The sequence below is a fragment of the uncultured Lamprocystis sp. genome (assembly GCF_903933125.1).
Lineage (GTDB): Bacteria > Pseudomonadota > Gammaproteobacteria > Chromatiales > Chromatiaceae > Thiodictyon.
Genome location: NZ_CAIZIZ010000183.1, coordinates 1 through 10939, shown reverse-complemented (window position 1 = coordinate 10939; position 10939 = coordinate 1). Strand labels below are relative to the sequence as shown.

The following is a 10939-nucleotide window of genomic DNA, read 5'->3' as shown; positions in this document are numbered from 1 at the left end:
TGACGGCTGGTGTTTTGGTCGACTTCAGACGATACCGCCGGTCTCCCGCTGCCGCCACCTCCGCAGGAGCCGCCGGCCCTGGTCCAGCCCACCCGTGCACAGCGCCCGGCCTCAGGCAAAAATGGCCAAAGTCGAGGTAGACCGGCATCACGAATATCCAATAGATGGCAGGCAACTGGAGGGCGACGCCCACGACTGCCAGCAACAGCATGGCGAGGTAGGGCCAGTCTTCCCGCATCCAGCGGACCACGTGAGATCGAATGGACCGCGGGCCGGCGGTGTCATCAGGCGTTTCCTGTGGCCGGCGATCCTCCTTGGTGAGGGTGTCGTCATCACGGTCGAGACTAAAGGCTGCTTGACTATTCATTCGCTGCTCCCATTCCGCGCGCCAACGGATCGGTGATTAAGCCGCATGACTGGTCTAACGACCGACACGGCCGCTCCGTACGATGTGCGCCGGTTCCCCCGGTTTCGGCCCATTCCTTCGCTGTCCGATTCCCGGCGAAGCACGTGATGGTGTGTCAGTCTTCGATTAATGGTATCGCTCGCTGGGCATCGCCTCTGTGCGGTGCCGTACGTGGCGATGACCGCCGTCGCTTCATTGACAGCGGATCACGCTTTTCTGTGTACGGCAGCACACAGACACGCCGGTCGCGAGACCACAGAGTACGGCAGGCGTCGCGCGATCAATGGGACGGTCTTCGACCAGATTTACGCTCGGAACGTGTTGCTGGAGGCGATGCGTTTGTGTGACCTACAGCGTTGCCTCAAAGCCGGAGATGACGTCGAACAGTTCTTCGTCGATCGCGCCCTGGCGTAAGCGGTGGAACTTACCGTTGAGAGCCTCCAGCAACTCGTCGATATTCTTGTCGGCGCGCTGCATCGCGGCGAGGCGGCTGGCGTTCTCGCTCGCCAGCGATTCGGCGCAAGCGCGAAAGAGCGAAACGAAGAGATACTCGCGGATGAGCGCGCTCAGGGTCGCGCTGCCGCTACCCATGACCTCCGGCAGGTTCCCGGTCGGCCAGGGGAGCGCGGCGAGCCGGCGTTGCCAGGCGTCGTCCAGCGGCAGCAGCCGCTGGCTGACGGGCGCATAGACGGCACCAGACGCCGGACGGTTGTAGTACAAATAGAGCTGCGCGACGCGATTCCCGCGGACCTCGCTCGCGACCAGGATCTGCCCGATGAGCGGGGTGATGGCCGCCACGGAGCCCGGTACGGCGAACCGGCCCACCACCGGCAGACCAGCATCGATCAGGCGCGCATGGACGCGCTCGCCAACCGCCCAGACCCGCGGCCGGTCGGTCAGGGCGGCCAGAGACTGCACCGCATAGTCGGTCACCACATCGTTGAATTGGCCCACCAGTCCCTGGTCGGAGCCAAACACGATCCCACCGATCCGGCTCGTGTTCTTGCCCCGATCCGGTTCGACCGGCGCTCCGGTCATCGCCACGTTCGCACCGCTGCCGCGGAAACAGACGCTCAGACCCAGCTCCACCGTGCGCGCGTAGTCGCCCAAAGCGCGCACCGCCTGCTCATACTGGCCGATACTGGACGCGGCCAAGGTCTTCATAGTGCGGACGACGGATTGGAGATCGTCGGCGCTCCTGATTTGACGGCGCAGACTGGCGGTGCTGTCGCTCATCGGGCCGCGCGTCCGTCCTGGTGTGCGCGGACGAATACCACCGGTTCAGTTGCGAGCACGTCGCGCACCCGCGTCAGCCGGTCGCCGAGCCGCGCCCGGTCTCGTGGGGAGTCGATGGTGCGCTCGGCCGCCTCGGCGATCGCTTCGACGGTCTGCGCAAGCACCCGGCGCCGATCTGAGTTCAGGGTCCGACTGGCGATGGCTTCAAGCGCACCGAGCATCCGCAACAGGACGGCGACATTGCCGCCGGCATTCTGGCGGATCTGGTCGAAGGACTCGCTCACCAGGCCCCCAAAGCTCGGGCCGCGGGCAATCACCCGCAGTGCGTCCTGGTCCAGTCGATGGGCCGCGGCAATCCGCCGCGGGGCCAGCCGGACCAGGATGGCGGTCAGATAATCGACGCACATCACGGCGGTCGTGGTGTCGTTGACGCCGGGCGAGAGTGCCTTCATGGCGATGTCGACGATCTGCCGGATGCCGAAGGCGACATCCTGCTCCACGGTGCGCTGGCGGCTAACGACGTAGGGAGCGTTCAGCTCGGCCGTGATCGCGCCGTCCAGGCCGCCATGGTCGATCGCCGAGACCAGCGGCGTACCCGCGACGACAAAGTCTCCAATGCCGCGGTCCATCCGCACGATGGTCCCGTGCGCTCGGGCGACCGCCAGCAGAGCGTCCGCATCGACCGTTTCGATATAGCCGGTCCGGTCGGCCGGGACGGCCACCCAGGCCCGCATGGCAAGCGCCCGCGCCAAGTTGGCGTCCGTGTCTTCGTCCGCGTGGTCGCCAAGGGTCTCGGGGAAGAGTTGATCGACCGCCGCGAGAGTCTCTTGGGCGGCCGCGGCGATGATGCGCGACGCCTGGATCGAGGTCGAGACGTAATGAATGAAGTAGATCAGCACGCCGATCCCGACGAAGGCCAGGATCAGGCCGCCCAGCACCGCCAGCGTCGGGACGAATCCCCCTTCGTCACCCCCGCGAATCGTCCGCAACACCACCAGGCAATAGGCAAAGATGCCGACGAAGACGCCGAGCACCGCCTGGTTGACGCGGTCGCGCATAAAGTTACGAATGACCCGCGACGTATATTGGCTGGAGGCCAGCGCCAGGGCCAGGGCCACGAGCGTGATGGAAAACACCACCCCGGCGACCGTGATCATCGAGCCGGCGACCGCGGTGAGCAGGCCGCGGGCGCCGTCCGCGCCGGCGCCGAAGAGCAGCGGCCAGCGCTCGACCACATGCAGATCGACGTTCGCGTCCAAGGTGATCAGCAGGGTCGCGAGCGCTACGGCGTCCAGCACCATCACGGCCGGGACGAACCAGAAGCTGGAGCGTTTGGCTTGCCACCAGTAGCGCAGTTTCGGGAGCATGGGCTTTGACCTTTCCGTTATGGCGGGCTTGCTTCGGTCGGTTTCCCGCGGGCCGCCGTGTCCGGGACGTCCGGCGCGCGGGCGGCCCCGCCCGGAACACTCGGCACCGTCGGCGCCTGGAATCCGGTGAGCGCCCGGCCGGCCAGGTCGATGAGCGTCTGCCGATCCCCGCCGCTCAAGGTCTCGGCGCCGGTCAGGCGCTCGCGCAGTTCGTCCGGGAGCTGCGCCGCGGCCGCCTGCACCGCTTGCTCGGCCGCCGTCATCCGCTCGAGGTCCACCGTGTCGAAGAGCCCCGTGGTCAGGGCCAGCAGGATGGCGAGCTGCGCCGGCACCGCCACCGGGGCGAGCTCCGACTGCTTGAGGCAGGCGCGGATGCGCTGCCCATGCGCGATGATCGCGCGGGTCGGTTCATCCACCCGGGCACCGAACCGGGCAAAGGTCTCCAACTCCTCGAACTGCGCATAGGCAAGCTTGAGGTCGCCCGCGACCGCGCGGTAGGCCGCCCGCTGCGCCTTGCCGCCGACGCGCGAGACTGACTTGCCGACATCAACCGCCGGCAGCACGCCCAATTCGAATAGCGAGGGCGACAGATAGACCTGCCCGTCGGTGATCGAGATCAGATTGGTCGGGATATAAGCCGAGATGTTTTCGGCCTCGGTCTCGATGATCGGCAGGGCGGTGAGCGAACCCCCGCCGCGCTCCGGACTCAGGTGGGTGGCACGCTCCAGCAGGCGCGAGTGGATGTAGAAAATATCGCCGGGGAAGGCCTCGCGGCCGGGCGGGCGGCGCAGCAACAAGGAGAGCTCGCGATAGGCGCGGGCATGGTGGGTGAGGTCATCGTAGACAATCAGCACGTCGCGCCCGCGCTCCATGAAATGCTCGGCGATGCTGGTCGCGGCATAGGGGGCGATGTAGGCGAGACCAGGCGCGTCGTTGCCCTCGGTCACCACCACCACGGTATAGTCCAGCGCGCCCTGCTCCCGCAAGGTGGCCACGGCCTTGGCGATGGCTGACGCCCGCTGACCGATGGCGCAATAGACACACAGGACATCCTGGCCGCGCTGGTTGAGGATACTGTCGATCGCAATGGCGGTCTTGCCGGTTTGGCGGTCGCCGAGGATCAGCTCGCGCTGGCCGCGGCCGATCGGAATGAGCGCATCGATGACCTTGATCCCGGTCTGGAGCGGGACGGTGACGGGCGCGCGGTCCATGATGGCCGCCGCCGGACGTTCGATCGGCAGGCGTGCGTCGGTGCGCACCGGCCCCTGACCATCGAGCGGCCGGCCGAGCGGGTCGATGACGCGCCCCAACAGGCCTTCACCGACGGCCACGTCCATCACCCGGCCGGTGCGCTCGACCAGATCCCCGGCGTGCAACTGCCAGTACTCCCCGAGCAGCACGACACCGATCGCGTCCGCGTCCAGGTTGAAGGCGATGCCGAAGACCTCGCCGGGAAACGCCAGCAACTCCTCGAAGCCGACGCCAGGCAAACCGGAGACCGTGGCGATGCCGGTGGAGACGGTCGCGATGGTGCCGACCTCGTGTGGGGTCAGTTGCGGACGGAACTGTTCACGGGCCTGCCCGATGGCGGCGAAGGCGCGATCGAAGACCGGCTCCAGGCGGTCGGGCGCGGCTGTCATGGGTGCGGTGCTGCGGTTTCTGAAGGGGCAGGCCCGGCCGCGGTGTCCGGCGGCCCCTTCTCCTTCAATAGCTCGCCGACGCCGCGTTCCAGCGACCGCAGGTAATCCGCAATGTCCCAGGCGATCTGTTGCCCATTCGCGGTGAGCACGATCCCGCTGACCAGGTCCGGCGCGGTCTCGAACCGGACCGGGACGGCCGGTGCGAAAGCGGTATGGATGACATCTTGAATCGCCGTGCGTTGCGCCGCGGGCAGGTCGAAGGCGCTACGCACGCAGGCCGGGTCGGTCGCCGTCTGCAGCGCCTGAGCGAAGACGGCGTGAGCCGCGTCGTCCATCGTCCGCAGGCGCTCGATCAAGACCGCGACCAGCCGCTCTTCCAGGCTCGCCCCGGCGAGATCGGCCAGCGTCTTGCGCGCAATCGCGAAGACCTCCTGCACAGTCCGGCGCCGCAGTGCTTGATTGAGTTGATCGGCCTCCTGTCGCAACGCGTCCCGGCGTTGGGTCCGCAAGGCATCGGCGGCCTGCCGGGCCTCTTCCAGGAGCCGCTGACGTTGCGCCTTCGCCTCGTCCATCGCATGTGCAAAGAGGGCCGCACGCTGCTGATCGAAGGCTTCGTTCTTGTGCTGGAAGGTCTCGCGCTCGTGCTGCGCCGCCGCCCGTTTCGCATCGGCGTCCGCCAGCTCGGCGGCGATCCGCCGCTCCCGTTCATCGATGGCGTGGAGGATTGGCTGGTAGAGGAAGCGCTTCAGCAACCACACCAGGACGAGAAAATTGACCGCCTGCGCACCGACGGTGAACCAATCGATGAGCATGACCTACCGACCCGCGGCCTGGGCGACGGCGAGGTTCCAGAAAGGGTTGGCGAAGAGGAGAATCATCGAGACCACAAAGCAGTAGATCGCGGTGGACTCGATCATCGCGAGCCCCACGAACAGGGTCCGGGTGATGGTGGCGGAGGCATCGGGCTGTTGCGCCAGCGCGGTCAGCGCGGTGGCGACCGCGCGGCCCTCTGCCAGGGCGGGCCCCATGGTGCCGAAACCGGTGGTGAGACCGGCAATGACGATCGACGCGACGGCAATGATGGTCAAGCTGTCCATGGTGGTTCTCGGGTTGAAGCGGAGTTGGCTCAGGTGGCGGGCGCCGGCTTGCGCGTACGGGTCGCCGCGGCGATGTAAACAGCGGCCAGGATGCTGAAGATATAAGCCTGCACCATGCCGGTGAGCAGCCCCAGCGCCGTCATGAGGATCGGGAAGAGGAAGGGCGTGATGGTGAGCAGGATGGCAATGATCATCGCGCCGCTCATCATGTTGCCGAACAGACGCACCGCCAGGGCCAGGGTCCGTGAGACCTCGCTGATGAGGTTAAAGGGCAGCATCATGAAGGTCGGCTCCATGTAGGATTTCAGATAGTCGCCCAGTCCCTGGTCGGCGATGCCGAAGGCGGGCACGGCCACCAGGACACAGAGCGCCAATGCCGTCGTGGTCGAAAGCGAACCCGTCGGCGGTTCATAGCCGGGGATGACCGTGGCCAGAGCCGCCGCGGCGACGAACAGGAAGAGGGTGCCGAGAAAACCGAGATACTGTCTCGGTTGGGGCAGCCCGACCTCCGCGATCTGCCGTTCGATGCCGGTGACGAGGATCTCCAGCAGGTTCTGCCAGCGCGAGCGGGTCAGTTCGGTGGACAGCCTACGCGTGATGAGCTTGGAGCCGACGGCGAGCACGAACATCAAGCCCCAGGTAAAGGCAATGGTGGCATTGAGCTTGATGAACCCGTACTGCCAAAAGAGCGTCTCATCAGGGCTCAGTTGCATGGGTCGTCTCCGGCATGGCGGATGGTTCCTCGACCGGCGGGCCGGCGCGTCGCGTCACGAGCCAGCGCGCCGCGACAAAGCCGATGAGACACGCGAACAGCCGCTCCCAATGACCGTCGCCGACCAGATAAAACCCGGTCAGCACGACACTGGTGCGCAGCACCAGGCTGCCCACCAACCACCGCACGGGCCGCGGGGACTGCAGGCCCTTGCGTAGCGTCCACCACAGACCACCGAAAAAGACCGCCCCGAGCAGCAGCCCCGCGGCCGCCGCCAGCCCGAGCGCCAGCGGCTCATGCATCGCGCCCCTCCGGTTCGTCCTGCGCTTCGCGCATGGCCCGCTCCTCCTTGGCCACCCAATGCCAGGCGTTGAAGCAGCCGAGCGTCAGTCCGGCCACCAGGAGCGCCAGCGCCCAGGAGTGAGTGCCCGGGAACTGTTTGTCGATCCAGAGCCCAAGCGCCGCGCCGAGCAGTGTCGGCACGACCACCGACCAACCGATCAACCCCATCATGCCGAGGCCGAACCAGACCCCCGGCGTCGGGTTGCGCTGCGCCTTGAGCTTGCGGGCGGCCTTGGCGCCGACCGCTGCGGCAAGGTCCGGGCCGGTGTGCGAGGTTCCACTGACGGGTTCGTCATTCATGTTGAAGGCTCATGAACCGGCGCAGAACGCCGGTTTCCAGTCTTGCCATGACCGAGCGCAGACCCTGCTCCTGCGCGTCCAGGGTCAGAAATTCCTGCTCGACCGCCGCACGCAATTGGCCAAGGTCAGTGCCGCCGATCGCCCGGCGCACCGAGACCAGTACGGTCGGACCGGTCTTCACCAGTACCCCCTCGTCCACGGCGAGATAGACCTCGCCATCGGCGTCGGTGGCGTAGGTCAGGATGCCGGGTGTCAGCGCCGCGACGCAATCGAGCCGATGCGGCAAGAGCCCGAAGGCACCCTCGCGCGTCTCCGCCACGATGCGCGACACGCCGGTCTTATCGGCAAAGACCTGAAACGGCAGGAGCACCTTGAGATTCATGGCGCCTTCTCCCGCGTCTTCGCCTTCGCCTCAGCCACGGACCCGATCATGTAAAGGGCAGCCTCCGGCAGGTCTTTGAACTCATCGTTCAGGATGCGTTCGCAGCCGTCCAGCGCGTGTTCCAGGCTCACCAGCTTGCCGGGGAGGCCGGTGAATTGCTCGGTGGTAAAAAAGGGCTGGGTCAGGAAGCGCTCCAAGCGGCGCGCGCGGGCGACCAGATTGCGGTCCGCGGGCGAGAGTTGTTCCAGGCCGAGCATCGCAATGATGTCTTTGAGTTCGGCGTGTTGCGCCAAGGTGCGGCGGATCTCGCGCGCCAAGGCATAGTGCCGTTCGCCCACGATACCGGGCGTGGCCATCTTGGAGCTGGATTGGAGCGGGTCGATGGCGGGGAACAGCCCCTCGCTCGCCCGTTTGCGCGACAGCACGATGGAGGCGGAGAGATGGGAGAAGGTATGCACCGCGGCCGGGTCGGTAAAGTCGTCCGCCGGCACATAGACCGCCTGGATCGAGGTGATGGCGCCGGTATCGGTGTTGGCGATGCGCTCTTCCAACCCCGCCAGCTCAGTGCCCATGGTGGGCTGATAGCCGAGGCGCGAGGGCATCTGGCCCATCAGCCCGGAGACCTCCATGCCGGCCTGAATGAAGCGGAAGATATTGTCGATGAGCAGCAGCACGTCGCGATGCTCGTCGTCGCGGAAATACTCGGCCATGGTGAGCGCAGCGTGTCCGATCCGGAATCGGCTGCCCGGCGGCTCGTTCATCTGGCCGAAGACCATGACCATGTGCGGCAGCACGCCGGCGTCCTGCATCTCGCGGTACAACTCCTCGCCCTCGCGACAGCGCTCGCCGATGCCGCAAAAGAGGCTGACGCCGTCCTGATGCCCGATCATGTTGTGGATCATCTCGGTCAGGAGCACTGTCTTGCCCACCCCCGCCCCGCCGAACAGCCCCGCCTTGCCGCCGCGCTCCAGCGGCATCAGCACGTCGATGACCTTGATGCCCGTTGCAAAGACCTCGGACTTGGTGGAGCGGCGTGCCAGCGGCGGCGGGGCGCGATGCACGGAACGCCACTGAACCTCGGTCGGCGCCGGCTCGCGGTCGATGGCGTTGCCGAAGACGTCGAACATCCGCCCGAGGATGCCTTGGCCCACCGGCGCCTTCAGTGGCCCGCCGGTGTCCTCCACCACCATGCCGCGGGCCAGACCCTGGGTCGGCGTCAAGGCGATCCCGCGTACCTGATGGGCATCGCGCTGGGCCAGCACCTCGATGACGATCTGCCGCTGCGACCCCGCGCGCAGGACGGTATAGATCGCCGGTAGCCGGGTCGCGAAGTGCACATCCACGACGCTGCCGCGCACCGCAACCACCAGGCCGGTATTGGCCGACGCGGCGGCGGGCGGCGGGCAGCAATCCGGGTCAGGCGTGCTCATGGGCGTCGGGCGGGGCGGCCAGCCAGGTCGGCATGGTCGATGAGCAGCACCTTGCCGTCGTTTTCTTCGATGCGTTGAATGGACATGGTGGACTCCTTGAGGACGTGGAGATCGGGTGGAATCGACCCGCCTGGGACCCGCGACGCGGTGGGGGCCAGCCCCTGCGACACCGCTGTCAGCTTCCATCATCAGTATACTGAGTGGGACGACGCGCAGCCGTCTGTTCGCTGCCCGACACAGGGCATGCGGCATCCCGCAAACACGATCGGGTCCAGGACTCGGATGGTTCGCCAACAAGCCCTCATGATTTGCAGACCTCGTTGTCGGACCTCTCCCGCAGCGGCGGGTTTGCCCTCAGGCCGGGAGCGCACTGACGCGGTGCGTGTCGAGGTTCGCCGAGGGGATACTCATCCGTTGCGTCACGGCCGCGTCCGTGAGCGTGCCCTGGCGGGCGCCGCTGTGCCATAAGTTATTGAGAAGTTTCAGTAGAGCAAGCAACGCTATTGACATTCAGACAGAAAGCCGGATGGTAACGCGCAACGATCATACACCTGCGAACCGGCAACCGACGCGGCAGGCGACCCGAGGCGATGGGGATGACTACGCGAAACCTCACTGACAGCAACCTGATCCAGTGGCAGTCGACCGACAGCGCCCCCGCGCTCGCCCCCGACGGGCTGCACCTGTGGCATATCCGCACGGACGCCGACGGCGACAACGTCGCCGCCTGCCTCGATCTCCTGGGAGAACGTCAGCGCAACCGTGCCCACGGCATGCATCATGCGGGCTATCGGGAGCGTTACATCCGCGCCCAGTTCGGCTTACGCCGCATCCTCGGGCTGTATCTCGGCATTCCACCGGGCGCGATCGACTTCGCCCACGGGCCGGCCGGCAAGCCGATGCTTGAGCGCAACCCGGCTGGACTGGCCTTCAACCTGACCACCACCGCGGATCTGGCCCTGGTGGCGATCTCTGCCGGAGCGGAGGTCGGCATCGACTGCGAACGGCTGCGCCCACGCCGTGATCTCGATGCCATCGCCCGCCGGATGTTCAGCAGCGAACAAGCGCGACTGCTCTTGGAAACCCCGGCGGCGGAGCGCCTGGCGTGCTTCTACCGCGCCTGGACCGCCTTGGAGGCGGACGCCAAGGCGGACGGCCGCGGCCTGTTCCGCCCACGCGCACCCGGTGCGAGCCCACCCCAGGTCATGCATTGCATCCCGGCCCCTGGGCATATCGCCGCGGTGGCGCGGGCAGCATTGCCGCCCGCGGAGCGGTGGCTAACATTGGAAGTTGAACCGTTTCTTTCGGTTGGTGTCAACCATCACCATGACCGACCCAACCCCACCAGCGATCAAGGAGACTCCCGCCATGCGCCCTACCCAGCCGGCACTCACGACTGCGCGCTACTCAGCTAAAATGTTGCACATGAAACCCAATCAACGCCAACCGAACAGCCATCGCCCAATGAACCGAGCAATTCGGTTTAGCCTGGCCGCCGTCGCCCTGATGCTCGGGGCCTGTGATCAGGGAGCACCGCCATCGGGACCATCGGGCACCACGGGGACAGCCACCCAGGCTCCGCCCAGCCTGATTGATCGTGCCATGGTCTTCGCCAAAGACGCGACCAAAACCATCACCGAGCAGGCCACCGGCGCGACCGCCGACCAGGTCCGGGCGCTTGCCGACTCGGCCGGGATCCGGGGTACAGCCTTGGCCGAGGCCACCACTGCTCAAGCACAGGAATTGATCGACCAGGCCAAGTCATTCATCGCCAAGGATAGGCCGGATCTCGCAGCGGGTGTCATGGATAAACTGCGGCTGGTCAAGGCGGCGCTGCCCGAGAGCCTGGGCGCCGAGATCGACCGACTTGACGCGATGCTGAAGGGCCCCGCCAAGCAACAGCCAACCGCGACCGCCCCGACCCCGGCCGGCCGTTAGGCGGTCGGCAGTTTGGCACCAGGTTTCGCGCGGGGCCGCCGCTATCCTGCCTTCGACCGGTCGGCCCTGCGGTGCCTGGTTGCGAAGTC

At 66.7% G+C, this 10939-nt stretch carries 13 protein-coding genes; 2 read left to right on the top strand and 11 right to left on the bottom strand.

All coding sequences use genetic code 11. The annotated features are described in order from the left end of the window. The 11 genes from QZY03_RS09215 to atpD all read right to left on the bottom strand — a co-directional run. On the bottom strand, nucleotides 1-367 hold a 367-nt coding region (locus QZY03_RS09215), incomplete at its 3' end, for a hypothetical protein (RefSeq protein ID WP_295580267.1). A gap of 387 nt (nucleotides 368-754) precedes the next feature. After that, entirely contained in the window at nucleotides 755-1642 is an 888-nt protein-coding gene (locus QZY03_RS09210; protein ID WP_295580265.1) for a F0F1 ATP synthase subunit gamma, read from the bottom strand. Continuing rightward, a complete protein-coding gene (locus tag QZY03_RS09205; protein ID WP_295580263.1) occupies nucleotides 1639-3009 on the bottom strand; it encodes a DUF2254 domain-containing protein in 1371 nt (456 codons plus the stop codon). The genes QZY03_RS09210 and QZY03_RS09205 overlap by 4 nt, the downstream gene beginning before the upstream one ends. Nucleotides 3010-3026: 17 nt before the next feature. Beyond that, nucleotides 3027-4649, bottom strand: a complete 1623-nt coding sequence (locus QZY03_RS09200; RefSeq protein ID WP_295580261.1) for an alternate F1F0 ATPase, F1 subunit alpha — start codon at nucleotides 4647-4649, stop codon at nucleotides 3027-3029. Beyond that, entirely contained in the window at nucleotides 4646-5461 is an 816-nt protein-coding gene (locus QZY03_RS09195; RefSeq protein WP_295580260.1) for a F0F1 ATP synthase subunit B, read from the bottom strand. The genes QZY03_RS09200 and QZY03_RS09195 overlap by 4 nt, the downstream gene beginning before the upstream one ends. 3 nt (nucleotides 5462-5464) lie before the next feature. After that, the gene (locus QZY03_RS09190) at nucleotides 5465-5746 is read right to left on the bottom strand and encodes a F0F1 ATP synthase subunit C (protein WP_295580259.1); all 282 of its coding nucleotides are present in this window, start codon (nucleotides 5744-5746) and stop codon (nucleotides 5465-5467) included. A 29-nt stretch (nucleotides 5747-5775) separates the two neighbouring features. Then, nucleotides 5776-6459 (bottom strand): F0F1 ATP synthase subunit A, encoded by a 684-nt coding sequence (locus QZY03_RS09185; RefSeq protein ID WP_295580258.1) that lies wholly within the window; start codon nucleotides 6457-6459, stop codon nucleotides 5776-5778. Continuing rightward, nucleotides 6443-6760: an ATP synthase subunit I gene (locus tag QZY03_RS09180; RefSeq protein WP_295580256.1), complete on the bottom strand. Its 318-nt coding sequence runs from the start codon at nucleotides 6758-6760 to the stop codon at nucleotides 6443-6445. Before QZY03_RS09180 ends, QZY03_RS09185 begins: the two co-directional genes overlap by 17 nt. After that, nucleotides 6753-7100, bottom strand: a complete 348-nt coding sequence (locus tag QZY03_RS09175) for an AtpZ/AtpI family protein (protein ID WP_295580255.1) — start codon at nucleotides 7098-7100, stop codon at nucleotides 6753-6755. Before QZY03_RS09175 ends, QZY03_RS09180 begins: the two co-directional genes overlap by 8 nt. After that, the gene (locus tag QZY03_RS09170; RefSeq protein ID WP_295580254.1) at nucleotides 7093-7482 is read right to left on the bottom strand and encodes a F0F1 ATP synthase subunit epsilon; all 390 of its coding nucleotides are present in this window, start codon (nucleotides 7480-7482) and stop codon (nucleotides 7093-7095) included. The genes QZY03_RS09175 and QZY03_RS09170 overlap by 8 nt, the downstream gene beginning before the upstream one ends. Next, nucleotides 7479-8912 carry a F0F1 ATP synthase subunit beta gene (gene atpD / locus QZY03_RS09165; RefSeq protein WP_295580253.1) on the bottom strand — a complete coding sequence of 478 codons (1434 nt, stop codon included), beginning with the start codon at nucleotides 8910-8912 and terminating at the stop codon, nucleotides 7479-7481. Before atpD ends, QZY03_RS09170 begins: the two co-directional genes overlap by 4 nt. 596 nt (nucleotides 8913-9508) lie before the next feature. On the opposite strand from atpD, the gene QZY03_RS09160 reads away from it, so the two are divergent. Together QZY03_RS09160 and QZY03_RS09155 are read left to right on the top strand one after the other, a co-directional pair. After that, the gene (locus QZY03_RS09160) at nucleotides 9509-10327 is read left to right on the top strand and encodes a 4'-phosphopantetheinyl transferase superfamily protein (protein ID WP_295580251.1); all 819 of its coding nucleotides are present in this window, start codon (nucleotides 9509-9511) and stop codon (nucleotides 10325-10327) included. A 49-nt stretch (nucleotides 10328-10376) separates the two neighbouring features. Beyond that, a complete protein-coding gene (locus QZY03_RS09155) occupies nucleotides 10377-10850 on the top strand; it encodes a hypothetical protein (RefSeq protein WP_295580250.1) in 474 nt (157 codons plus the stop codon). The last annotated feature ends 89 nt before the right edge of the window (nucleotides 10851-10939 follow it).